Source organism: Sporosarcina sp. P7 (assembly GCF_002743425.1).
In the GTDB taxonomy this organism is placed as follows: Bacteria; Bacillota; Bacilli; order Bacillales_A; family Planococcaceae; genus Sporosarcina.
In genome coordinates this window covers 216,075-239,941 of the sequence record NZ_PDZF01000002.1, presented here as the reverse complement: position 1 = coordinate 239,941, position 23,867 = coordinate 216,075, and the positions used below count along the sequence as shown (strand labels likewise).

General features: G+C 40.5%; 24 protein-coding genes and 1 riboswitch. Of the genes, 1 reads left to right on the top strand and 23 read right to left on the bottom strand.

Annotated elements, in window-relative coordinates; translation table 11 throughout:
* Positions 1-9 precede the first annotated feature (9 nt).
* The 14 genes from CSV60_RS03790 to CSV60_RS03725 all read right to left on the bottom strand — a co-directional run bounded on the left by CSV60_RS03790 (position 10) and on the right by CSV60_RS03725 (position 13,514).
* A complete protein-coding gene (locus CSV60_RS03790) occupies positions 10-1,029 on the bottom strand; it encodes an NAD(P)H-dependent glycerol-3-phosphate dehydrogenase (RefSeq protein ID WP_099631555.1) in 1,020 nt (339 codons plus the stop codon).
* Between the two features lie 26 nt (positions 1,030-1,055).
* Positions 1,056-2,366: a ribosome biogenesis GTPase Der gene (gene der, locus CSV60_RS03785; RefSeq protein WP_099631554.1), complete on the bottom strand. Its 1,311-nt coding sequence runs from the start codon at positions 2,364-2,366 to the stop codon at positions 1,056-1,058.
* Positions 2,367-2,496: 130 nt separating this feature from the next.
* Positions 2,497-3,645 carry a 30S ribosomal protein S1 gene (gene rpsA, locus CSV60_RS03780; RefSeq protein ID WP_099636013.1) on the bottom strand — a complete coding sequence of 383 codons (1,149 nt, stop codon included), beginning with the start codon at positions 3,643-3,645 and terminating at the stop codon, positions 2,497-2,499.
* A 79-nt stretch (positions 3,646-3,724) separates the two neighbouring features.
* Entirely contained in the window at positions 3,725-4,309 is a 585-nt protein-coding gene (locus CSV60_RS03775) for a lysophospholipid acyltransferase family protein (protein ID WP_099636012.1), read from the bottom strand.
* A complete protein-coding gene (gene cmk, locus CSV60_RS03770) occupies positions 4,306-4,983 on the bottom strand; it encodes a (d)CMP kinase (RefSeq protein ID WP_099636011.1) in 678 nt (225 codons plus the stop codon). Before cmk ends, CSV60_RS03775 begins: the two co-directional genes overlap by 4 nt.
* 76 nt (positions 4,984-5,059) lie before the next feature.
* Positions 5,060-5,701: a flagellar brake protein gene (locus tag CSV60_RS03765; RefSeq protein WP_158231999.1), complete on the bottom strand. Its 642-nt coding sequence runs from the start codon at positions 5,699-5,701 to the stop codon at positions 5,060-5,062.
* A gap of 65 nt (positions 5,702-5,766) precedes the next feature.
* The gene (locus tag CSV60_RS03760) at positions 5,767-7,050 is read right to left on the bottom strand and encodes a PepSY1/2 domain-containing protein (RefSeq protein WP_099636009.1); all 1,284 of its coding nucleotides are present in this window, start codon (positions 7,048-7,050) and stop codon (positions 5,767-5,769) included.
* Between the two features lie 22 nt (positions 7,051-7,072).
* Positions 7,073-7,870, bottom strand: a complete 798-nt coding sequence (sleB, locus tag CSV60_RS03755) for a spore cortex-lytic enzyme (RefSeq protein WP_099631549.1) — start codon at positions 7,868-7,870, stop codon at positions 7,073-7,075.
* A gap of 98 nt (positions 7,871-7,968) precedes the next feature.
* Entirely contained in the window at positions 7,969-8,649 is a 681-nt protein-coding gene (gene prsW, locus CSV60_RS03750; RefSeq protein WP_099631548.1) for a glutamic-type intramembrane protease PrsW, read from the bottom strand.
* An 80-nt stretch (positions 8,650-8,729) separates the two neighbouring features.
* Positions 8,730-9,692 (bottom strand): YpdA family putative bacillithiol disulfide reductase, encoded by a 963-nt coding sequence (locus CSV60_RS03745; protein ID WP_099631547.1) that lies wholly within the window; start codon positions 9,690-9,692, stop codon positions 8,730-8,732.
* Between the two features lie 28 nt (positions 9,693-9,720).
* Complete coding sequence (locus CSV60_RS03740) at positions 9,721-10,485, bottom strand: metallophosphoesterase (protein WP_099631546.1); 765 nt, start codon at positions 10,483-10,485, stop codon at positions 9,721-9,723.
* 107 nt (positions 10,486-10,592) lie between these two features.
* Positions 10,593-10,898 (bottom strand): hypothetical protein, encoded by a 306-nt coding sequence (locus tag CSV60_RS03735; protein WP_099631545.1) that lies wholly within the window; start codon positions 10,896-10,898, stop codon positions 10,593-10,595.
* Between the two features lie 148 nt (positions 10,899-11,046).
* Positions 11,047-12,486 (bottom strand): RecQ family ATP-dependent DNA helicase, encoded by a 1,440-nt coding sequence (locus CSV60_RS03730; RefSeq protein ID WP_158232922.1) that lies wholly within the window; start codon positions 12,484-12,486, stop codon positions 11,047-11,049.
* Positions 12,486-13,514: a YpbB family protein gene (locus CSV60_RS03725; protein ID WP_099631543.1), complete on the bottom strand. Its 1,029-nt coding sequence runs from the start codon at positions 13,512-13,514 to the stop codon at positions 12,486-12,488. Before CSV60_RS03725 ends, CSV60_RS03730 begins: the two co-directional genes overlap by 1 nt.
* 113 nt (positions 13,515-13,627) lie before the next feature.
* Between CSV60_RS03725 and CSV60_RS03720 the strand changes: the two genes are divergently transcribed.
* Entirely contained in the window at positions 13,628-13,885 is a 258-nt protein-coding gene (locus CSV60_RS03720; protein ID WP_099631542.1) for a ferredoxin, read from the top strand.
* 372 nt (positions 13,886-14,257) lie between these two features.
* On the opposite strand, the gene CSV60_RS03715 is transcribed toward CSV60_RS03720, so the two are convergent.
* From CSV60_RS03715 to CSV60_RS03675, 9 genes are all read right to left on the bottom strand, one after another.
* Positions 14,258-14,839 (bottom strand): ECF transporter S component, encoded by a 582-nt coding sequence (locus CSV60_RS03715; protein WP_099636008.1) that lies wholly within the window; start codon positions 14,837-14,839, stop codon positions 14,258-14,260.
* Positions 14,840-15,029: 190 nt separating this feature from the next.
* Positions 15,030-15,164, bottom strand: a riboswitch (FMN riboswitch).
* A 72-nt stretch (positions 15,165-15,236) separates the two neighbouring features.
* On the bottom strand, positions 15,237-16,436 hold the full coding sequence (locus CSV60_RS03710; protein WP_099636007.1) for a GerMN domain-containing protein: 1,200 nt from the start codon (positions 16,434-16,436) through the stop codon (positions 15,237-15,239).
* A gap of 1 nt (position 16,437) precedes the next feature.
* Positions 16,438-16,965: an RNA polymerase sigma factor SigX gene (locus tag CSV60_RS03705; RefSeq protein ID WP_099636006.1), complete on the bottom strand. Its 528-nt coding sequence runs from the start codon at positions 16,963-16,965 to the stop codon at positions 16,438-16,440.
* A gap of 45 nt (positions 16,966-17,010) precedes the next feature.
* Positions 17,011-18,801 (bottom strand): ATP-binding protein, encoded by a 1,791-nt coding sequence (locus CSV60_RS03700; protein WP_099636005.1) that lies wholly within the window; start codon positions 18,799-18,801, stop codon positions 17,011-17,013.
* Entirely contained in the window at positions 18,798-19,517 is a 720-nt protein-coding gene (locus tag CSV60_RS03695) for a response regulator transcription factor (protein WP_085133365.1), read from the bottom strand. The genes CSV60_RS03700 and CSV60_RS03695 overlap by 4 nt, the downstream gene beginning before the upstream one ends.
* Before the next feature lie 104 nt (positions 19,518-19,621).
* Positions 19,622-20,806 carry a c-type cytochrome biogenesis protein CcsB gene (gene ccsB / locus CSV60_RS03690; protein ID WP_099631537.1) on the bottom strand — a complete coding sequence of 395 codons (1,185 nt, stop codon included), beginning with the start codon at positions 20,804-20,806 and terminating at the stop codon, positions 19,622-19,624.
* Positions 20,797-22,455, bottom strand: a complete 1,659-nt coding sequence (resB, locus tag CSV60_RS03685) for a cytochrome c biogenesis protein ResB (protein ID WP_099636004.1) — start codon at positions 22,453-22,455, stop codon at positions 20,797-20,799. The genes ccsB and resB overlap by 10 nt, the downstream gene beginning before the upstream one ends.
* Positions 22,456-22,470: 15 nt before the next feature.
* Complete coding sequence (gene resA / locus CSV60_RS03680; protein WP_099636003.1) at positions 22,471-23,001, bottom strand: thiol-disulfide oxidoreductase ResA; 531 nt, start codon at positions 22,999-23,001, stop codon at positions 22,471-22,473.
* Between the two features lie 104 nt (positions 23,002-23,105).
* Positions 23,106-23,837, bottom strand: coding sequence for a pseudouridine synthase (locus tag CSV60_RS03675; RefSeq protein WP_099636002.1), 732 nt, complete (start codon positions 23,835-23,837; stop codon positions 23,106-23,108).
* Positions 23,838-23,867 lie beyond the last annotated feature (30 nt).

Below are 23,867 nucleotides of genomic sequence, written 5' to 3'. Positions count from 1 at the left end.
TCCTACTGTTTAAATACCGAAAAATGTATCGATTTCCTGTTTCTTACCACGAGTCATTAATTGATCCACTGCTTGCTTGGGCGGGATTTTTTCAAATAGGATGGAATACAATGCTTCTGTCAACGGCATGTTGACATGAAACTGCTGCGCCAACTGAAACGAGGCCTTCGTAGTACGTACCCCTTCTATGACCATGCCCATTTCTTCAGTCACTCTTTCCAAGGACTGTCCTTTTCCAAGTAAGTTTCCTGCCCGCCAGTTTCTAGAGTGAACACTTGTACATGTAACGACCAAATCGCCGAGTCCCGTTAATCCGGAAAACGTTTGTTGGTCCGCACCCATTTCAACACCGAGACGTGTAATTTCTGCTAGACCTCTCGTAATGAGAGCAGCCTTTGCATTATCGCCGTAACCTAGTCCATCAGAAATTCCAGCAGCCAAAGCGATGACATTTTTCAATGCCCCGCCAAGCTCCACACCGATTACATCTTTATTTGTATAGACACGGAAATAATTGCTCATGAATAAATCTTGTATCCGTTCTGCCGCTTTCATGTTGCTTGAAGCGACCGCTACTGTTGTCGGATGTCTATGTACGACTTCCTCCGCATGACTCGGTCCAGAAAGCACCACAATGGCTTCACGCAGTGTTTCATCGATTTCATCTGCAATGATTTCAGAAATCCGTTCCAGTGAGTCCGGATCAATTCCTTTGGAGACATGGACAAATATAGCAGGATCAGTTAATAATTCCTGAATATGGCGACACGTTTCACGCATCGCAGCAGTCGGCACGGCAAGTATAATCGTTTTCGCATGTTGGACTGCCACTTGTAGTTCACTAGTAGAGTTAAGGTTATCGGGCAGTTTCACATCTGGTAAATACCGGTTGTTCGTGTGCTGATTGTGGATTTCATCTGCTTGTTCTGCACGTCTCGTCCAAATTAAGCTATCATGTCCATTTTCAGCTAGCACAACAGCGAGTGCGGTTCCCCAACTGCCTGCCCCGATTATAGAGACTTTTTCCATTACCTCCACCCTTTCTATTTACGTAGTTAAGTTCTCGCTCTTGTAATTAAACGGATTGGTGTTCCTTCAAATCCAAAGGCTTCACGTAATCTGTTCTGTAAAAAACGTTCATAAGAAAAGTGCATAAGTTCGGGTTCGTTGACAAAGACCACGAATGTCGGTGGCTTCACAGCAACTTGTGTTGCATAATAAATCCGCAAACGACGCCCTTTGTCTGCAGGTGCAGGATTTCGCGCCACTGCATCTTCCACTACCTCATTCAAGACACTCGACTGAATACGCATCGCATGATTTTCACTGATCAATTGGATATTGGAGAATAATGTATGCACACGTTGCTTTGTTTTAGCTGAAACAAAGAAAATAGGGGCATAGTCGAGAAATCTAAACTGATCGCGAATATCATCGATGAAATTATTCATCGTCTTATCGTCTTTTTCAAGCGTATCCCACTTATTGACAACAAACATGACACCTTTTCCTGCTTCTTCGGCAAAGCCGGCTACACGTTTGTCCTGTTCACGAATACCTTCTTCTGCGTTCATGACAATCAATACGACATCGGAGCGGTCTATTGCTTTTAAGGCACGTAATACACTATATTTCTCTGTGTTTTCGTATACCTTCCCTTTTTTACGCATTCCCGCTGTATCGATAATTTTAAATTCTTGTCCATCTACTACTTTTGTAGAGTCAATCGCATCAGTTGTCGTTCCGGCGATATCACTTACGATGACACGCTCTTCACCTAGTAAAGCGTTAACAAGTGACGATTTCCCGACATTCGGACGTCCAATTAAACAGAACTTGATGGAATCATCTTCCTCTTCCTCTAAGTTCATATCTTTAAAGCTTTCTGCGACTGCATCCAATAAATCACCAAGTCCTAGACCGTGTGATCCTGAGAGTGGATACGGTTCGCCAAATCCAAGTGAGTAAAAATCATAGACCATATCTCTCATCTCTGGATTATCTACTTTATTCACTGCCAATACGACTGGCTTATTCGTTTTATACAGCATACGTGCTACTTGTTCATCTGAATCTGTCACACCATCTCTGCCATTCGTCAAAAAGATGATGACATCTGCTTCCTCAATGGCAATTTCAGCCTGCATGCGAATTTGGTCAAGTAATGGTTCATTACTCAGTTCAATACCGCCTGTATCGATTAAGTTAAATTCATAATTCAACCATTCGGCTGCGCTGTATATACGATCCCGCGTTACACCGGCAACGTCTTCTACGATAGAAATTCTTTCGCCTACGATCCGGTTAAAGATTGTCGACTTACCGACGTTTGGTCTTCCTACGATTGCTACTGTTGGTTTTTTCATTTTCTTTCATAACACCCTTCCGACCTATCTTTGAATATTATACACAAAAAGAATGATGATGCATATGAAAGCATCATCATTCCAGTTAAGCTTATTTATCATTTGTGGCTAGCTTATCACAATCTGACGTTTATTTTTGGAATTTCTTCAGTTGATCACCGATGACATCTCCTAAAGAGAAGCCAGTTGTTTCTTCTGGCATTTCATAACTAAAGTTTTCTTCACGTGCTTCTTGCGGTTTTTCAATAAGATCTTTAATGCTCAATGAAATGCGTTTTTCCTGTGGATTCACGTCTAATACTTTTACTTGTATAGTCTGGCCTTCTTCAAGTACCTCTTGTGGGGTTCCGATATGCTCATGTGCAATACGTGAGATGTGAACGAGTCCTTCCACGCCTGGCAAAATCTCGACGAATGCACCATAGGCTACAAGACGTTTTACTGTGCCATCCAGTACAGAGCCGACTTCTGCTTTTTCTTCAATATTTTCCCATGGTCCAGGTAATGTATCTTTAATGGATAAAGATACGCGTTCCGCATCACGGTCAACAGACAACACTTTGACTTGGATCTCATCGCCTTCTTTCAACACATCTGACACGCTTTCAATATGTCCGTGTGAAATTTGTGAAATGTGTACCAAACCATCTACGCCACCGATATCAACGAAAGCACCAAATGAAGCGATACGTTGTACTGTACCGTCAAGAATGTCACCTTCTTGAATTTCAGAAAGTGCGGCTTCCTTTTTCTGCTCATTTTGTGCTTGAACAACCGCACGGTGAGACAAGATTAAGCGGTTCTTTTCTTTATCCATCTCAACAATTTTAAATGTCATCGTGCGTCCTTTATAATCATCAAACGATTCAACGAAGTGATCTTCTACTAAAGAAGCTGGAATAAAACCGCGAACGCCAAGGTCGACAACCAGTCCGCCCTTTACTACGTCCTTTACTTCTGTCTCGATGATTTCGCCACTTTCAAATTTCTCTTCTAGTGAATCCCATGCATTTTCTGCATCTACTTGACGCTTAGACAAGACATACATCTCATCCTCTACCTTAGTAATCGCCAATTGTAATTCGTCACCGATTGAGACTGCATCCGCTGCTTTTTCAATATGCAAGCTGGAAAGTTCACTGATCGGAATCACACCATCAAACGGAGCGCCAGCGATTTCAACAGTCACTGATTTCTCTTCAACCTTTGTCACTACACCCGTTACGTGTGCACCTTCACCGTATTCTTTAACTTCATCCATATTCATCTCTTCAGTCATATGTAGTCCTCCTCCATAATGATCCTATCTCTATATTATGCGAATTGAGACTTAAAAACAAAAAATTGCACTTATTCTTTTATTTATACTGTTCAATCAACTTGGATATCTCTGCCATAATTGCTTCCGTTACCTCTTCGGCAGATGCTTTTCTTTCACGATAAGGTGTCATATCCATAGCTTCCCCGTATACGACTTTCAGTTGCGAAAAGGCTTTATACGGACCGATGATTGCGCAAGGGACGACTTTAGCATCTCCACCTTTTAACGCAAAGAACCCTGCACCTGCCAAACCTTTTCCAATTTCCCCCGTTTTGCTTCTAGTTCCTTCAGGGAATAAGCCTACTACTTTGTCTTCACGTAATAGTTTAATGGTTTTACGGAATGCTTCTCGGTCACTCATACCGCGCTTTACAGGATATGCCTGTACTTTTGGTAACACTGTTTTAAGAATCGGCATATCAAACAGCTCTTCTTTGGCCATAAAATGAACCGTTCTTGGACTTGTAATTCCGACTATAGGGGGATCTAGATTATCGATATGATTCGTGCATAAAAGCACTCCACCCTCTTTAGGAAAGTTTTCTTTTCCGATTACTTTGATTCGATAAAGTGGAAAGCAAACAGTACTAATCAAAAATTTGCCAAGTGGATATAAATTCATTGAGCTAACCTCTTTTCGGCATATTCGACAATACTATTTGTCACTTCTTCTATTGTCTTCCCTGTTGTATCAATTGTAATCGCATCTTCTGCTTTTTTTAATGGAGAAATTTCACGTTCGCTATCTGCTTGATCTCTCTCGCTAATTTCTTTTTTCAACGTTTCATAATCCGATTTCATTCCACGCTTTTGTTCTTCTAGTAAACGACGCTGTGCACGCTCTTCTACAGAAGCTGTCATGAAGATTTTTAGTTCAGCTTCAGGCAAAACGGCAGTACCAATATCTCTACCATCCATTACAACGGAGGATTCTGCAGCAAGACTCTGTTGTTTAGCTACCAAGAGTTCACGGACAGTTGTCAACGCCGCTATCGCTGAAACATTTGTCGTCACTTCGTGTGAACGGATCGCATCGGTAACTTCAATACCATCGAGCAACACTTTTTGCACGTGTTCGTCCGGTTGTAATTCGATTTCTGTTTGGGCGATCAACTTTTTAATATCTTCCTCATTATGTGGATCTATAGTGTTTTGAAGTACTTTGTAAGTAATGGCACGATACATAGCTCCTGTATCGATATACGTATATCCTAATTTTTTGGCTACTAATTTAGCAATTGTACTTTTACCTGCTGCTGCAGGTCCATCAATTGCAATTCTCATTCCAGCTGTCATGATGAAAACCCCTCCATTTACGCCTTTATTGTACCATAAGCAAAAAGGAAAAGTCTGCTCTCGACAGACTTTTCCTTTAGCTATTTCGTAATTCTAATTGTCGTTCAAAGCAATAACGGATAATGTGTTGTCGATCTTTATCGTCTATTTCATCAAACGTGAAAGAGCTCAATCTACGCTTCTCACTTTCCCAGTTTCGCACTACTCTTGCTTTACATGATACATATTTGATTTCTGTTTTCGAGAAATACAATACGATCAATAATTTCACCTCAGTATTTCGCGGGAAATAATCATGATTTTTCATATTGACTGCCAATCCGCCAGCGCTAATATCCAATGACACCAATTGCAACGTTGAGGAGTCTGCCTGTAATGCCACGTCTAATGACGTATCGACACGAACAAATTCTCTTCTTTGGATTTTAATCAATTGCTTATCACCGGGATATTTCAGTTTAAGCATAGGTATCGTTTGATTGACCCGGCTATGCACTTCCGTACGAAATGCATAAGACATCTTATACTCATCTACAAATGTCACGAGAAGCTGCGTACCATCTATGAAGAACGCTGTTTTACCCGTCATTATATTGATAGGGTAATCCATCATGAAGTGCTCGTCATCTTCAATATCCACTACACGACATTTGAATTTTTCCGATTCCTCCGTATAATCTTTCTCTAACGTTAATACTGTCCCGATACTTAGTCTCATTTCTCCACCTGCCATTCGTCCTATTCTTTCATTATGTCATGTGGAGTAAATTTTTCCAATCCTTTTTATTGTTTTTCCGTCGTAATCACTTCTAATGTCTCCGTGTCAACGAGAATCTTATATGTCTCCAGATTCTCTTTTCCTGAAACGACTGTTAAATAATGCGCAAGGCGTTGATCCATTTGACTATTTTCTACGTAGGCAAGCTCCTGAGCCATTACGGTAACATCTGGTCTAAAGAACGTGTGCCACTCCGCTGTACGAATAGGCTGTGGTTTCGGTTGCTCTTTACGAATGTATTCCGATGCATCCAAACCGATCACTTCGCCGTTGTCTTTCGCTAATTTGATATGAATTGGATCGGAGAATACTTTGGCTTCATTTTCAGGATGTACCCGAACGAAAACAAAATGCCACGCGTTATCATTCTCTCTAGCCTCTTCCAAAACCAAATCCGTATAATCAGCCTTCTTTAAAAACTCATTAGCCAACTTCTCTAACTCTTCATACGATACTGTAGGCTTACCCATGCGCCGCTCCATGAGATATGACAGAACATGCCCACCTTTTTCAGTGATATCTATATAACCGATTGATGAATTTTCTGCATAACGGATATGATAAAATGGATATGGGGCACCTTTTCTACTTCTTTCCGCCGCAATGATATCATTGGAAACAGTCGGCAGAAGCTTTTTGAATTTCTGAATTGCCTCGTCCTCGCTAATTTTCTTTTCTTTAATATCACGCAACTCTTTTTTCTTCTGGGCATCGGACTCACTAGCCGTTAAAGGGAATACCGCTTCTGTATATCCCATGACAGACTCTCCCATTTTCGACCAATTCGCCTTACCATCAGGTGAGTCACGCAACTTTTTTTCCCAGTTACTAATCGACATTTTACTTGAAAACATATCCTTCGTCGCCAACTGCCATTCACTCGTTAGTTCATCCAGATTTTCTGAAGCGCGTTGCATCACGCCGTAATATTTGTCAGGGTCGCCATTCTCTGTAGATTCCTTTGCGAAATTTCCTAGCCTTCCTAAATAATTCATCCAGGAAGTAGAGAAACTTTCATCTACAGGTAGTGCGGAAATGGATGACTTAATATCTGAAGATAAACGCCAAATATCTTCTCTTTCCTTTGCTGAACTTTTTTGATCCTCAAAAAGCAATGACTTGTTTACCGCTTCTTCCAATTCACCAAGCTTTTGTGAAGCATCTGTCATACTTTTGGAATACTGGCCATTCAACGCGATTGATAATTCTTCATTTTCACGTACCGTTCCAAACGTATATATTCCCAATACAATAAATGAATAGGTCAGAATGAAAATCATTCGTTTCATAATAAGCTAGGTCTCCTTTCTATTAGTCACAAAATATGTGTAAACCGATTTTCTTAATTTGTGGCCTTGACCAAATCCATTTACTAGTAGCTGTGATTGGATTGAAATAGTAAATTGCATTTTCAGAAGGATCCCAACCGTTGATTGCATCGATAACCGCTTCTTTCGCACGCTGATTCGGTGTCAACCAAATCTGTCCATCCGCAACTGCAGTAAACGCTCCTGGTTGAAAGATGACACCACCAATTGAATCGGGAAAATCTGGATGTTCGACACGGTTTAAAATAACTGCCGCTACCGCTACTTGTCCTTCGTATGGTTCGCCACGAGCTTCACCGTACACTGCATTGGCTAATAAATTAATATCTTGATCAGTATATTTAGGCGGTGCTTGCATTTGGGTTTGCGACTTCTTGTGTGGGGCACTTCCCTTTTTCACTTGAGATTCTAGTGACTGACCGCCGTAATAGGTAAATTGGTTTCCTTTCGCAATCTGTCCTTTTACATACTTTTCATCGTAATCTGTAATTCCTCGCAATTTTTTCTGGGTACTTTTACCGGCAATCCCGTCTAGTGGTAAACCGTATTGTTCTTGAAAATTACGTAATGCCCAGTAAGTCCCAAAACCGAAATTACCATCAATCTCCCCATGATAGAAACCGATATATTGAAGTCTTGCTTGCAATTCAATGACGTCATCTCCTTTTGCACCTTTTGCCAAATCACGTCCACTGAACGCTTCACTATGACTCGCAAAGAAAGAAAACATCATGATGCCTGCCAGTAATAAAAATAGGAAGCGTTTTGTAATTCGCTTCATAGACATCCACCTCCATAAAATTGTGCTTCCTCGTAGTTTGTCCAATTTCGAGTATTTTATAAGGCAAAAAATCCATCTGATAAACTCAGATGGATTTCTTAAAAGTTTGATTGATTTCGTTTTCTGAATTGTTGCATCGCAAAAGTATGCGCGTACTTCACTCGTGTCAGCCCAAACCACCATAGGAATAGCATAAATGGGATCATTAAATACAGCCAATAATCATTCGTGAATAAAATGGAATTGTACAGTATATGAAGCAGCAATGGCGCCAAACATGCAATAGCTATCCATTTTGCTTTTTCTGACATAGCAGAAAACTTAGCTTTACCAAAATAATAGCCCATGACGACTCCAAATAATGCGTGACTTGAAACAGGCAGTAATGCACGCAGAAATGCTGTATCCAAACCGAAAGATAGTAAATATAAAATATTTTCTACTGTAGCGAATCCAAGTGAGACACTCGCACCATATAAAATTCCATCATAGGCATCTTCAAACTCAATGGTTTTATATACGAGAATAAAAATAATAATCCATTTAAAAAATTCCTCTAAACTGCTCGTAAATATGACATTGCGGAAAAATTCATTAGCAAATACATTCTCTTCTTCAAATACATGCTGGATAAACAAAATAGGAAATGTCATGATTGCACCGTAAATGAATGCATGGAATAGCGTTTTGGATGGCTCTTTAGCAATTTGCTTACGTAAATACAAATAACTAAAAAGTGCCAGCGCCGGCGCTATTGCGACTGTCAGTAAAATAAACATAGGCGCCTCCTCATGTCGCTAGTATATCACATCATATATGAGAAAAGCCGCCTGACCTGTAAGGTAAGCGACTTATCCATTCACATATTTTGTGCAATATACTGTGCAATCATTCCACCATGGAATCGTCCATTTTCGATAAAAATTTCATTGGCATTATTCCCCGCTGCAATAACACCCGCAATGAATAAATTATCAATATTTGTTTCCATCGACTCTTCATTGAAAACAGGCCGTCCAGATTGTTCATTTACTTCAATTCCTATTTTACGTAAAAATGCATGATCGGGATGATAGCCGATCATCGCAAAGACATAGTCACTTTCAAGATTAAAGAGGGTACCTTGTTTATGAACAGTGACATGTTTTTCAGTGATTTTCGTTACATATGCGTTAAAATGCATATCGATTTGACCATTACGGACCAAACTATCAAAACCAGGAAGTATCCATGGTTTTACACTTTTCGAATACGTTTCGTTTCGATAAACGACAGTTACATGCGCACCTGCACGTTGTAATTCCAGCGCTGCGTCAACGGCAGAGTTTTTCCCGCCAATGACCGTCACTTTTTTATTGAAGTACGGATGCGCTTCTTTAAAGTAGTGATAGACAGTAGGCAAATTCTCTCCTTCGACATGTAAACGATTAGGTTGATCATAATAACCTGTTGCCACCACGACATATTGCGCATCATAGACCGCTTTATTCGTCGTCACGATAAATTTATCATGCTGCTTATTTATATCTTCCACTCGCTCATGACTGTTGATCCGCAAGTTTTCGATTTGTGCAACGGTTCTATAATACACGAGTGCATCATTACGTTTTGGTTTATCTACAGCTGTAATGAATGGCGTCTTGCCTATCGATAATTTCATGCTGGAACTAAAAAAAGTTTGGTGGGTCGGATAATTATAAATCGAATGCACGATATTTCCTTTTTCGATCACTACTACCGACAAACCGATATTTTGCAATTCAATTGCCGCTGACAAGCCACATGGACCGCCCCCGACAATTACTGCATCTACAGAATTCATGACATCTACTCTCCTAATTTCTTGCGTTCTAGTAATGAACTTCCACTACATGACATTCAGGTTTCGCACCGAAACGCAACGGCACCATTGTCGTTCCATAGCCGTTACTAATTAATTTCGCGCAGTTTCCCACCGTCTCGAAGCAACCAAGGTCTTGCATCCCAAAAGGTCCAAGTCTAATCTGACCTCCATGTGTATGGCCGGCAACAGATAAATCCGGTTGTCGATTCTCTTCAAACTTTCGGACAAAAGATGGATTATGTACAGCTAGGATCAGGTGATCATAACCGCTTGCAGAATCCACCGCCTTATCGATCTCTACTTTTCCGTTATTCGGATCTTGCAATCCACATATGCCGAAAGCTGGATGATTCGGTATCGATGTAGTACTGTTGACCAACACTTTGCCACCAACTTGTTTCATCACACGTAGTATATTTTCTGTGCCTACTTCTTGGTCATTATTTCCAAAAATATAGAAAATCGGTCCTATTGAAGCGAGTAATCGCATATTGCGTTCAATTCGCTCAATCGGCACGCCCCCTTCCGCCACATCCCCACCTACGATAACTGCGTCAATAGAACGCGTACGCAAATCATCTATTAGTCGCTTTGGAATACTGCGTTTATGGATATCTGAAATAAAGAACACGTTCAATTTATTAGTTGGGGTCGATGTACTATATAATGTATGGGTAAGCACACGATTCCGATGGGCCAAGGCGTACATATAAGTCAGCATAGTCATCGCTGATAATAAAACTGATAATCCTGCTATTCGAACCTTTTTCATTAGTCAACTCCCATAAAAAAAAGCAAAGCGTTTACTTTGCTTTTGTGTAGTAATTTTCATTAATAGTATAGCAAGATTTCAAGAAAATCCCCACTATTGTACTGCGCTTAGGAAACGGCATGTATGAAATGTGTTGCAGACGGATAAAACCCAACCGACAACTCGACTTTTTCAACAGGTACTTGATCTGGAACATCAGGGGAATAAAGATCCGATAATACATAGAGTAGTATAATAATAGGTATTAAAGTGAAAATTGCCAGAAAAATATTGATGACTTTCACACGACCATATTTTTCTTCTTTCTTCTTTCCATGTACTTCTGCACGGGAAGGAAGTTTATCGACCGTCACTTTTTCTTTAATCTCTTTTCGCTGCTGTTCAAAATCCACTTTATACTGATCGTTTAACATATTTAATTTCTCCTTCACACCGCATAATGTCTGTTGCTATTATATGATGCAATTCCTCTATTCATCCGTGAAAAGTACGTCCGTTCACAAACTCATCTTCTTCTATTATGCCGAATTTTGTCTAGAATGTAAATACACACAGCCTTCTTCAACCTAATAACTGGTGCAGACGTTCATGCCATTGTAACGTTTCAGTTTCTTGTTTAGTTGATGCTTCTGACTTAATCAGCCAGTCATCATCAAGATTTTGACAGTTTGAACAGCAATCCTTTTCTGCCGGCAAAATATTTTCACCGAAAAACTGTACCAATCTTTCACGCAAACAACTATCACTTTTTACATAGCTCTCCATTTCCGCAATTTGCTTCTCTTTCACTTGATATATTTGTTGGATTTGTCGAATAACATTTTCCACATCATATTGTTCCAAATAATAATCAAGTAAACGACTAGCTATTTCCGATAGTCCAGCTTGCTCGGCAGCCAATTGACTCCCCGTGCCTGATTGCAGTAAAGAATGATAATACAAGATTTGCTGTTCATCTGGCAGATCCTCATAAACTATGAACTTTACTTTCTGACTATCACGCTCACTATACAAAAGAGTGACCGCAGCTTTATCCCCGTCACGTCCTGCACGTCCTACTTCTTGAATGTATGCGCTTGGCGTAGCAGGTAGATGTTCATGAATAACTTGCCGGATATCATCTTTATGGATTCCCATACCAAATGCATTGGTAGCACAAATCCACTCGAGCTCACCTTGTATAAATTGTTCTTGAATAATGGATCGTTCATCCTGTTCTTTGCCGCCATGATAACTTGCTGTTGGGATTCCTCTCTCTCGAATTATGGCCGAAAGTTCATCCGCACGTTTTCGTGACGCCACATAAATAACGCCAGGCCCAATCGTCGTAGCTAGTCTTTCACTAATCCACTCAGTCTTTGCCGATTCATTATCCACATGCACAATACGATAGGATATAGCAGGACGATCCATCGGCTGTCGTTGTATGTGAGGATTTCTTAAGCGTAAGTAAGTGATGATGTCCTCTACTACCTTTTTATTCGCAGTAGCAGTTAATGCCAATACAGGTGCTCTTTCTGTGAATGAGAACAGTTCTTTTAGCCGTAAATAGTCGGGCCGAAAGTCAAACCCCCACTCTGAAATACAATGAGCTTCATCTACTACAAAAAAAGCAATATGCAGTTGTTGAACTAGCTGCCGGACATGTTGTTGCATCATCATTTCAGGCGATAAGAAAATAAACTTATACTGCGCCATAGTAGAGAGCGCCAACTCCTTTTCCTTCCTAGATAAAAATGAATTGATAGCGACCACACGTTTTTCTTTATGTTTTCTCAAATTGGCCACTTGATCTTCCATCAACGCAACGAGCGGAGAGATGATGATCACTACTCCTTCAAGCATGTAGGCGGGTAATTGATAGCAAAGTGACTTCCCCATACCCGTTGGAAATATTGCCACAGTATCTCGTCCAGCCAATAACTCCGTAATCACTTCTTGTTGGCCAGGTCGAAATGATTCATAACCAAACTTTTGATGCAATACTTTCTGAAGTTCCATCAGCTCTCTCTCCCTTCCATGATGATGATTAATCGCAGTTGAAAATACGACAATTCCGGGCATTGCTGTTTCAACAAACGCAATCGTTTAGTCTGCAACTGTTCAACATGACGCCAAACCGTAACCATTTGTTCTTTCGTTACAAATTCTTCATATGGAAAGTTATCCATATTGGCCGCTAATTCAATGAAATGATCCTCTATAGTACTCAATTTTAAATTTCGTAGTGAGGCAATTTGCTCCAGCGAATAGCCTCGCTCGTATAGTTTCCGTGTCCGTTCAGCAGATTGCGTCAAATATGTGTCCACTCTGCAGTCCGTTGCTAATTCTGTCAGCAAAGGCATGTTCGGTTGCTGGAGTAGGAAATCGAGCAAGATATGTAATGCTTCTAAATAGTAAAGTTGTATAGTCTTAGCCGATACGTTTAGACTAGCCGCCAGCTGTTCCCAAGTAGACGCGGTAAGCCCGTATCCCGTCAATCGACTAGTCACTATCGTACGTTGCAAATCTGATAATGAGGAATGAATTAGCGCGTGTTCCAATTCTTTTCGCAATGATATGGATAGATTAGTCATGCTATTTGATTGATTACGTAAAAGTCCTTTGATAAATTGCTGGGTAGGCAACTCCTTTTGGATTGGCATGAACATCGTCTCACCGCTGCGTAAATTGGACAACGTCTGTACTAGCAAGGCCAACCGTCTTCCAAACTCTCTTTCACGTCCTCGGTAATTCCAGCCATTAAATCGCCAAATTTCACTACCCGTCGCCATCTGACCTTTTGCTGTCACATAGACGAGTTCATTTATTAAGATCAGTCCGTCAGCCTGCATTCGCTCTAACGCTTGCTGGAATTCGCTTGCCGTCAATTGTGGCAACAATGCATAGTATGATTTAACTTGATAATATTCAACGTCTTGTAACGTCTGCCCTGACCGTTTTCCGCGAAGTATATGATAGACACCTTGCGCTGAACGCTCACCATGGAGGCGTTGAAAGATCGTTAATAAGATTGAATCCAAACTCATTTGCGCGCCCTCCTTGAAGAAATTGCGTATTTTTGTTGAAAAGTGATGAAAACAGCTTTAGAATAGAGTAGATACAAAATAGGTTGAGTGAATGGAAGAAGGGAGAAAGACAAATGTCTAGCAAAAAGTTTACGATTGTCGATCAGGATACGTGTATAGCCTGCGGGGCCTGCGGAGCTGCTGCGCCGGATATCTATGATTATGACGATGAGGGAATTGCATTTGTTATTTTAGATGATAACATGGGAAACACTGAAGTTCCAGAAGAACTGATGGAGGATCTCGAGGATGCATACGATGGCTGCCCTACAGATTCAATTAAAATTGCGGATGAAGCCTTCGAAGGCGATCCATTAAAATATGAAGATTGATTCAGTCCTCACAACACTTCCTCCCATATGGAAGTGTTGTTTTTTATTTGTTGAATAAAATATAGCCGCAACTAGTAAGCGAGTGCATAACAAATTCCCGTATATAGAATAAACTGACGGGATGTTGGGATCAGGATTTTCACTGAAATACGTTCAAAGAGCACAATGCGTAACCCACCGCAGAAAGTGAGTGCACTATGTCCATCCACTACAAACGTAAGTTTCGGTCAAAAAACTCGGTCGACCCCAGCTTGCTCTTTCGGAAAGCGTCTTCAGGTGGCGCTTTCACTCCTTCGTACTCACTTGCCAATCCTCTATTTACAGTAAAAACGCCAGCCTCCCGTATATTCAGGATGACTGGCGTTTATTTGTTTAGAACGATAATTTCTTTTGTTGCTGATTAATCCACTTCTCCATGCTTCTATATAACATCAACGTGATGACTAATAGCATTACGCCTTTGATTAAGTTGAACGGTAAGATCCCCAATACGATCATCTGATACAGCGAATCTCCTGTGACTGCTGGCATACCTAGGAAATATGTGTACATCGGCAAGAACACTAAGTAATTTAATATGCTCATACCTACTGCCATCGCTACTGTACCTGCGATCAAACCTGATGCAAGACCTTTAGCTGAACGATACTTCATAAAGATCCAGTAGATTGGCATAATAAATAATACACCTGTCACAAAGTTTGCGACTTCCCCTACCGGTACGCCTGTTGGACTTCCTGATAAGAACCAATGCATGACGTTTTTCAATAACTCTACGCCTATACCTGCAACAGGTCCCATTGTCATGATAGCCAGTACAGCAGGAATATCACTGAAATCGATCTTCAAAAATCCAGGCATTGCCGGGATTGGAAAGTTGAACTGCATTAACACAGTTGAAATACTTCCCAAAATAGCCACCAAAATTAGCTTACGTAACTTCTTATTATTCATTTGTTCCTCTCTCCTTTTGCGATTCACTTCAAAAGAGGAAAGGCTGGCTCATCCATTGTTCCGCTAAAAATCCCTAAAGCAAATTATGCTTTAGGGAGAATAAAATGCACTGTTAAGAACAGATAAATCACACAAACTTATCCGTCAGGTAACAAGCACCACTTTTGCGTACACAAAAAGATGGCTGCACCTTCACCTTCTCCCATCCAGACTATACTGTCGGCTCCGGAATCTCACCAGAATCAGCTGTTAAGCTCGCGGGCTAAAAGTAGTATTCTACTTCATTTCCGCCGGTCGGGAATTACACCCTGCCCCGAAGATGAATCAATATTTAGTTATGAACCTATTATAACGCAAAAAAACTGTTTTGTAAACTTCACAAGTTTACAAAACAGAATTATTCGTTAATTAAATACTTTGGATTTACACCAATGGGTTTTTCCAATGGCTGAGTGAAATCAAATCCCATCCATTGTTCTTGTGCGACTCGTTCGAATTTTACGTAGTTATCGAAACTTGCCGCTGTCATCAAAATGCCTTCTATCAATTGCAGCGCTTCTTCTTGTTGCATCTTTTCTAAATTAAGTACTTCAGTGAATTTCACGTTAACCATATCTTTTTCTACTTTAACCGTGAAGTCAATTCCTTCAGGGACCAAAGTCGAATACATATCATTCGGTGACTTTTTCATGTCAATCAATGCTTGCTCTACCGTAGGGGAAGTTTTGCCGAAATTAGTGGACAGTACTACTTCCCCATCTGACTTCATGTATCGATAGTATGCTTGATGCGAAACCGTACCTAACAAAGTGATCGGTTCCTCTACTTGACCTACTTGATCCAATGTAATTGCAGAAGCATCTTCTTGTAGCCACACGACTTCATCATACCCTTGAAACGTATCTAGTAGAGACAAATTTAACATCTCAAGTGTCGCACTCGACACGTCATAAGTATGATCTGTGGCAAACTTCATTTGAACTTGATGACCATGTGAAGAAATGATCGCTTTATAAGGATGATATTCTATAAATCCAAGCGCCTCTTCATCTATTTTATTTGCATACTCGTTATAAAGTGTCACTGCATCCGAAGAGCCTCCTAAGCGTTCATGCAAGCTTTCATTCGGTAGTAGGAACGTAACTGGAACAACGGTCGCCTGATCGGTAACAAGGCCAATATGAAACGCTGTGTGATCCACGACATTAGCAGGATAGGCCGCGTACGACAGTGGTGCTGTGACCTGTCTTGTAAACACAGATGCATCACTTGCTTCGCTCGATTGCATTTCTTCATTACTCTCCATCTTGATAGCATCAGCTGAATCTTCCGTCGTTGCTTTATCCATTGATACTTCATTATTCTGTTGAATGAATATCGGCAGGATGATGGTGAGCAATAAAATCGCTGCAACAATTGCAATAAGTGAAGACCATTTAGGTTTGAAAGGCTTTTTTATAGGCTGATTCGCTCCAGAAAGTCTTGAATCACTTTTTAACCGCTGCATAATCTCATCTTTAGAACGCTGATCTTTCACGACCGGCATGTCACGTAAACGTTTCTCGAGATTGTCTTCATTCCATTTATCTCTGCTCATGTCATCTATCCTCCCTGACCGAACCTGCTTCCAATTTCGCCTTTAATGCTTTGATTGCCCGATGTTGTGTCGTTTTCACTTTGCTTTCGGTCCAGCTTAAAACCTCAGCCGTTTCAGCAATCGATAGATCCTGGAAGAACCGCATAAGGATGACCATTTTCTGATCACCCGTACATGTGTGTAACGCTTCAAGCACTTGTTTCTGCTCTTCGCCCGCTTCAACTAAATGTTCGGGCGAGTGGTCTATTGAAATTAATTGCTCTGTTTCCCAATTGAAATGAATATTTGTATGTTTCATGCTGGTCGATTGTTTTCGGAAAAAGTCGATTGAGACATTTTTCGCAATCGCAAATAACCAAGTTTTCTCAGAACTCTTCCCTTCAAAACGGCCGTATGATTTGAGAACACGCACATATACCTCGTGCATCAAATCTTCCGCTACCTCCCGATTGCGAGTCAAATAAGTGAGGAAGTTGAATACGTCACGGTTATAGTCTTCATATAATCGTTGAAAAACGGAGTCATCCATTCAATCCCCTCGCTCTATAGTAGTCGTTTCAATCTAAGAGAAGTTTCATGTGTTTAGTGCATCAAATGGTAGTGAACAAATAAAGATTGTTCCTTTTTCATCTCCACGTGACGCTAAAATTGAACCATTATGGGCTTCCATAATATTTTTTGCGATTGCCAAACCAAGTCCTGTACCGCCTTTTCCTCTTGTTCTAGCTTTATCCGCCTTATAGAAACGCTCAAAAACAAATGGCAAATCTTTTTCAGGAATACCGACACCTGTATCAGCTACTGTTATATCAAGCATTCCGGTAGACCGGTAGACGGATAGTGTCACGGCTCCACCGTCCGGAGTATGACGAATGGCATTGTCAATCAAATTAGTGAATACTTGCTCTAGACGATCTTCATCAGCCGTTATCATTAGGGTATTCAACTCATCTGTTTTCAAAGACAAGTCCACTTTCGCGTCTTTTGCCACTTGTGAGAACTTTGTCACTATACGTTCTAAAAACTCCACAATTGATAGGGGGCTTTTATTCAGTTGAATATAGCCTGACTCCATTCTTGCTAAATTCAACAAGTCCGTGACGAGGCGGCTCATACGCTTGGATTCATCATGAATAATCTGGACCATTTCCATACGTTCTTCTTCAGTGCTCACTACATCATCTATGATGGCTTCACTGTATCCTTGCAACATCGAAATGGGTGTTCGTAATTCATGCGATACGTTTGCGATGAAATCCGAACGTAATTTATCCAGTTTATGTTGTTCCGTCATATCACGAAATACTGCCACCGCTCCACGGATACTATTTTCACTATATAAAGGACTGATAGAGATCACATAAAACTGTCCGCCTAATTCCAACTCGTCTTCCACTTCCTCTGCGAATGAAATGGCATGCTCAAGCATATGGAAAACTTCTTTAGGCAATGGATGATGATTTTTTTGATTGTACCCATACCATTTCTTCAACAGTAACTCAGCTTGCGGGTTTTTCAAAAGAATTGAATAATCTTGATTAAACGTCACGACTGCATCTGTCATAGACGTAAGAATGCTAGAAAGCTGTTCTTTCTCCTGTTTAATCAATTCAATATTATATTTCAGTTGACGTCCCATTTGATTGAAAGCAGTTGCTAACTGACCAATTTCATCATTTTGCGCAACAGGTAAATGCGTATCAAAGTTTCCTTTAGACAACTCAAACGCCGCTTGCTTCATCTTACGCAATGGCAATGTAATCCGTGTAGATAAGAAAAATGCAAAGAACGTAGTCAAAATAAACGCGATGAATGCGGATAGGAAGACGATATTAGTTGTACTTTTCGTCGTACGGTGCACAGCATCGAGGCTTTGGTACATGAGTACACTCGCTTGTTCACCGCTAGCTTGTTCGAATGGATAGGATAGAATCAAAAATTGCTCCATGACGTCTTGCTCAGTCAATGAAGGCAGTATCATTTCTTTCACTTTTTGCTTCCCCGGTTCCGGCGACTCGTATAAACTGCTTTCGGACAGCAATTTATCTTCAATCTCCTCTTTACTTGGGGACGTATGAAATGAATACAAAATATCACCTTGTTGATCCACTACAATGGCATTCGTCTCCATGTCGAGAATATCCTCTATAATTTGGTGCATGGAATCGGCCGTTTGTCCGCTCTGATCATTGACAATTTTACTGATGGTGGCTGCTTCCCTTTGCAAGGATTCTTCTGCTTGTTTCGTATGGAAATTATCTAGAAACTCGAGTAGGAACAGTGTCACGATAAACAAGACAAAGGAAACGAGAAGCAATATGGTGGCCCATAGCTTCCCGACAATTGAATTCCATATTCTCATCATTCGTTTGGAACCTCGAACTTATATCCGACACCCCAAACGGTGACAATCATTTTCGCTGCTCTTTCTGAAACACGGCTCAATTTTTCACGTAGCCGTTTGACGTGTGTATCCACTGTACGCAAATCTCCAAAGAATTCGTAATGCCATACTTCTTTTAGCAATTGTTCACGATCGAATACTTTGTCCGGTGATTTCGCTAGGAAATATAATAACTCATATTCTTTCGGTGTTAAATTAACTTCTTTACCTTCAGCTGTTACACGGTGTGCGTCATGATCAATCGTCAGCTGCGGGAAGACGACTAAATCTTTCGATGTTGTGTTAGACGATACATTCGGAAATGCAACTGAACGTCTGAGCATAGCTTTTACGCGTAAGACTACTTCTCTTGGGCTGAATGGTTTCACGATGTAATCATCTGCACCGCTTTCAAACCCGCTTACACGGTCTGCTTCCTCACCTTTTGCTGTCAATAAAATAACAGGTGTCATAATTTTATTTTCACGCAGTTCAGCTAATACTTCCATGCCATCTTTCTCAGGCATCATAACGTCGAGCAGTATACAATCGTATTGTCCAGCAAACACTTTTTCTAACGCATCGGCTCCATCGACCGCTTCTTCAATTTCATAACCTTCCCTAGATAAATACATATTCAACAGGCGACGAATGCGATCCTCGTCATCCACCACTAAGAGCTTCACAGTTTCTTCCACAATTCATTACCCCTTTCGACAACCTTCTAACACCATTGTACAATTACTGACCTATAAAAAGAAATAAAAAGACTGCATGACAATGAATGTCATGCAGTCGAAGATTATGCGTATGAGTGTAAACCTGCAATAATTAAATTTACAGCAATTAAGTTGAACATGATGATAACAAATCCGATGACAGCAAGCCATGCAGACTTTTTACCTTCCCAACCTTTTGATAAACGCAAGTGAAGGAATGCAGCATAGAACAACCATGTAATGAGTGCCCACACTTCTTTCGGATCCCAACCCCAGAATCGTGACCAGGCTTCATGTGCCCAAATCATGGCGAATATCAACGCACCGAGCGTAAAGACTGGAAAACCAATCAATACAGCACGATAGCCAATTTCATCCATCAGTTGAGAATTCGCCTTCTTCGCTAACGGTTGGAATACCGCGGCAAGAGGCTTGCGTGCAATTAGGCGTAATAATACGTAAAGCACTGACCCTACAGCTATAGACCAAACAAGAGAAGACAGTTTTTGTGCATTGATAATCGGAGGCAACTCAACCCAAGGTGTCATTTTCTCCGGTGTCATAGCTTCATACTCATTCATTCCGAATAATGGAGGTATGTGATACGTAATTTCCGCTGGTGCCTCATCTTTATCTATATACGTGAATTCTGCTTCATAGTTCATGACGTTGAAAGTCGTAGAAGATACAACAAAACCAAGAACTAGAACTAACGTATACATAACCGCTTCTATCCAAAAGCGTGATTTAGATTTTTTTGTCATATCGATATTCTTCACTAAGAATACAAGACCCGCTATCGCACTGATCGCCAGGATCGATTCACCAATAACCGTCGTAATTACGTGAATGAACAACCATTTACTTTGAAGCGCGGGAATTAGTGGAGTGACTTCCGTTGGGAACATCGTTGCATATGAAATAATAATAATCGCAACTGGCAACGCAAATAATCCAAGTGATGGTGTTCGGTAAATAATATATAACATGATGAAAGCCCCTACGAGCATCATGCCGAACGCAGTTGTAAACTCGAACATATTACTAAGCGGTGCATGACCTGACGCAGCCCATCTTGTAAAGAAATAGCCCAAGTGAGAAAGGAACCCGATGATAGTAATAACTAAACCGATCGTTCCCCACTTACTATTATGATAAGCTTTTTCTGATTTCGACTTTTTTATAGCGCCCCCAAAAAAGAGCGTCGCTACTAAATAAGCAACAAATGAAACAAATAATAAGTTACTACTAATGGTAACTAAGTCCATATTTCCTCGTCCCCTTCCTGTTCTGGCTTGTCCAACTCAGGATCCTGACGATCTATATAAGCAGGCAAGTCTGCTGTTTCTCGTAATGTATCCAGCTCTTTACGCAATGAGAACCAGTTTTTGTTCGTATGTGCAGCAATCAATAGATGTCCTTCTGTATCTTCTTGGATCCATACTCTACGGTGTTGCCAGTACATACCTTGAATAACACCAATCATAAATACTAGACCACCGAGTAAGAGGATATATAAAGTTTTATCTTTGCGAATTGTTAAACCGGAAATGTTTCGAGTCTCTGCAGCTGCAAACTTAATCGCATAGTCGTTCTCTTCTACTTCTAGCGTTTGACGAATTGCAACGAAACTCTTTTCACCTTCTGGCTTATCCGGTGTGTTCATTTGAAAAATGAATGCTGGATTATTTGGAACAGGTGACTTTGAATAGGGTTCCCCGTCTTTAATTCCATCATAATCCGGATAAAAACCGAGCATATTGACAGTAGATCCATTTCCAAGATCATATACTTTCGCCGGATCACTTAAATTTACCGTGAATTCTCCCAGAGATTCTTCAGAAGATTTCTTCACCAAATGAAATGTCATGTTTTTAAGCTCGTCCAGTTTATAATCCATCTGGAAAACATTGTATCCATCAAATTTCAATGGTTTGTTGACATTGATAGCGTAATCTTTCACTTTTTTAAGGCTTTCACTACCAGGAAGTGCTCCCTCATCTTGTTTATACAACGTAACATCTGTTGTATACGATTTAGCAATCATACCGTTTTTCTCCAACGCCTCACCGAATACTTCAGCTGCTTCTTCTTTTGTATAATTCTCTAACGTGAATTTTTTATTTTCCAGCACATATCCCGGTGCTCCGACGATATTACGTGTTTCCCCTTCACGAAGCCACATCGCTTCATCAACATAAAAACCCGGAATTCCTCTTAGCAAAACACCAGAAATGAAAATAATTAATCCGACGTGGTTAACATATGGGCCCCAGCGTGAAAAACGATTTTTTTCAGCTAAAATTGCACCATTTTCCCTCTTCACATTGTAACGCATTGCTTGTAGTTTCTCTTCTGCTTTTGCAAGGGATTCCTTCGTATTTCGGACATCGCCTTCCCCGAAAATTCGCTGACGCTTCATAAAGGAAGGATGACGCCGTGTACGTTGCTTTTTAAGTGATTTATAAAGCGGAACCACACGGTCAATACTTGCGATGATAATAGACGTTGCAAGCATACCGACTAGGACTTTAAACCACCAGCTATTATACATATCATAAAATCCTAGCTCATAATAAAGCTTTCCTACCGTACCATACAGACGCTCATAGTATTCCAAATAGCCTTCCGGCGTAGTGGCAGGTACATAGAACTTCTGCGGAAAGATGGTTCCAATTGCTGACGCGATTAATACCGCTGCAATAATACTGACACCAATCTTCACACTGGAGAAGAAGTTCCAAATTTTATCGATAATGGAACTCTTATAGGTTTGGGATCTCCTAGAAGATCCCTCGTAGCGCATATCTACAATATCACTTTTCTTTGCTTTTTCAGATAAGGGACGACCACACTTCTCACAAAGCTCTGTACCATAAGGATTTTCATGCCCGCATTGGCATTTGATTTTGCTCATTGAGTAACAATCTCCTTACTTTGGTTGAATGCTTTCTAAATACTCGTAAATTTGTTGCTCTGTCATTCCCTGTTTAATGACTTTCGTAATCTTTCCTTCTGGATTGATGAGGAAAGTTGTAGGTAATGGTTTGATATTATACAAATCCATAACGGTTTTGTTCTTATCCCATAACATCGGGAATGAAAGGTCCATGTCGTCTCTAAAAAGTTCAATTTTCACTTTCGGTTCTCCTACGTTGACAGTCAGGATATGTACACCCTTCGCTTCAAATTCTTTATAGAGATCCTCCATGTGAGGCATTTCCTTTTTACAAGGTGGACACCATGTGCCCCAGAAGTTCAGGAATACGCCTTGCCCTTTGTAATCCGACAACTGATGTTTATTTCCTTCTAAATCTATAAGCTCGAAATCAGGCGCTGTATCTCCTTCCGCCAAGACTTTTACTTTATCTTTTGAAGTAATTGCGTAGATCATAATCGCAGCTAAAATTAATAGAAGGGCTGTTCTGCTAATTAGCCTGACAGTCTTTTTATTTTTGGCCAATCATGTAACCTCCTGTCTAATTTATATTCCAACTGCTATTATAGCAAAACATAAAATCAGTTGGTCCGGCACTAGTGATAGGTTTGTGAACTTTTGACACTTTCTTAGCCGATCTTCCCTGTTTCTGCTAACACGCGTAGTTGTTTCAATTCATGCCTTGTTAGTTCACGCGCTTCTCCGGCATTCAATCCGCGAGTTGTCAAGTTAGCAAACTCTTCACGCTTTAATTTTTGCACAGGACAATTAATTGCATCGAACATTCTTCGGACTTGACGGTTACGCCCTTCATGGATTGTGATCTCGACAATCGCAGAATTCGTTTTTTTATCTGAGCTCGTCATTTTCACACGCGCAGGAGCAGTACTACCGTCTTCTAGTTCAATTCCCGTCTCCAACTTCTTAAGATCATCACGAGAAGGGATTCCTTTTACTTTAGCCACATATTTCTTTTTAATTTCGAATTTTGGATGAGTCATTAAATACGAGAAATCTCCATCGTTCGTCATCAGCAATACGCCTGATGTATCATAGTCCAGTCTACCGACAGGGAATATTCTCTGGCTGACTTCAGGTATTAGATCCATTACAGTTTTACGACCTTTTTCATCATCTACAGTCGAGATATAACCGCGTGGTTTATAAAGTAGATAATAGACAGGTGTTTCTTTTGTCAGTTGAACGCCTTCTACTTCAATTGTGTCCATTCTGCTAACTTTTGTACCTAGTTCCGTTATGACTTTACCATTCACTTTAACTAAACCGTCCAATATTAGTTTTTCTGACTTTCTTCTTGATGCTACGCCGGCTTGTGCCAATACCTTTTGTAATCTTTCCATGGGTTCCTCCTTGATGTTACATACTGAAAA

Coding starts and splice junctions, on each gene's coding strand:
- CSV60_RS03790 (WP_099631555.1), bottom strand. CDS start 1,029: ATGGAAAAAGTCTCTATAATCGGGGCAGGCAGTTGGGGAACCGCACTC.
- der (WP_099631554.1), bottom strand. CDS start 2,366: ATGAAAAAACCAACAGTAGCAATCGTAGGAAGACCAAACGTCGGTAAG.
- rpsA (WP_099636013.1), bottom strand. CDS start 3,645: ATGACTGAAGAGATGAATATGGATGAAGTTAAAGAATACGGTGAAGGT.
- CSV60_RS03775 (WP_099636012.1), bottom strand. CDS start 4,309: ATGAATTTATATCCACTTGGCAAATTTTTGATTAGTACTGTTTGCTTT.
- cmk (WP_099636011.1), bottom strand. CDS start 4,983: ATGACAGCTGGAATGAGAATTGCAATTGATGGACCTGCAGCAGCAGGT.
- CSV60_RS03765 (WP_158231999.1), bottom strand. CDS start 5,701: ATGAGACTAAGTATCGGGACAGTATTAACGTTAGAGAAAGATTATACG.
- CSV60_RS03760 (WP_099636009.1), bottom strand. CDS start 7,050: ATGAAACGAATGATTTTCATTCTGACCTATTCATTTATTGTATTGGGA.
- sleB (WP_099631549.1), bottom strand. CDS start 7,870: ATGAAGCGAATTACAAAACGCTTCCTATTTTTATTACTGGCAGGCATC.
- prsW (WP_099631548.1), bottom strand. CDS start 8,649: ATGTTTATTTTACTGACAGTCGCAATAGCGCCGGCGCTGGCACTTTTT.
- CSV60_RS03745 (WP_099631547.1), bottom strand. CDS start 9,692: ATGAATTCTGTAGATGCAGTAATTGTCGGGGGCGGTCCATGTGGCTTG.
- CSV60_RS03740 (WP_099631546.1), bottom strand. CDS start 10,485: ATGAAAAAGGTTCGAATAGCAGGATTATCAGTTTTATTATCAGCGATG.
- CSV60_RS03735 (WP_099631545.1), bottom strand. CDS start 10,898: ATGTTAAACGATCAGTATAAAGTGGATTTTGAACAGCAGCGAAAAGAG.
- CSV60_RS03730 (WP_158232922.1), bottom strand. CDS start 12,486: ATGGAACTTCAGAAAGTATTGCATCAAAAGTTTGGTTATGAATCATTT.
- CSV60_RS03725 (WP_099631543.1), bottom strand. CDS start 13,514: ATGAGTTTGGATTCAATCTTATTAACGATCTTTCAACGCCTCCATGGT.
- CSV60_RS03720 (WP_099631542.1), top strand. CDS start 13,628: ATGTCTAGCAAAAAGTTTACGATTGTCGATCAGGATACGTGTATAGCC.
- CSV60_RS03715 (WP_099636008.1), bottom strand. CDS start 14,839: ATGAATAATAAGAAGTTACGTAAGCTAATTTTGGTGGCTATTTTGGGA.
- CSV60_RS03710 (WP_099636007.1), bottom strand. CDS start 16,436: ATGAGCAGAGATAAATGGAATGAAGACAATCTCGAGAAACGTTTACGT.
- CSV60_RS03705 (WP_099636006.1), bottom strand. CDS start 16,965: ATGGATGACTCCGTTTTTCAACGATTATATGAAGACTATAACCGTGAC.
- CSV60_RS03700 (WP_099636005.1), bottom strand. CDS start 18,801: ATGATGAGAATATGGAATTCAATTGTCGGGAAGCTATGGGCCACCATA.
- ccsB (WP_099631537.1), bottom strand. CDS start 20,806: ATGGACTTAGTTACCATTAGTAGTAACTTATTATTTGTTTCATTTGTT.
- resB (WP_099636004.1), bottom strand. CDS start 22,455: ATGAGCAAAATCAAATGCCAATGCGGGCATGAAAATCCTTATGGTACA.
- CSV60_RS03675 (WP_099636002.1), bottom strand. CDS start 23,837: ATGGAAAGATTACAAAAGGTATTGGCACAAGCCGGCGTAGCATCAAGA.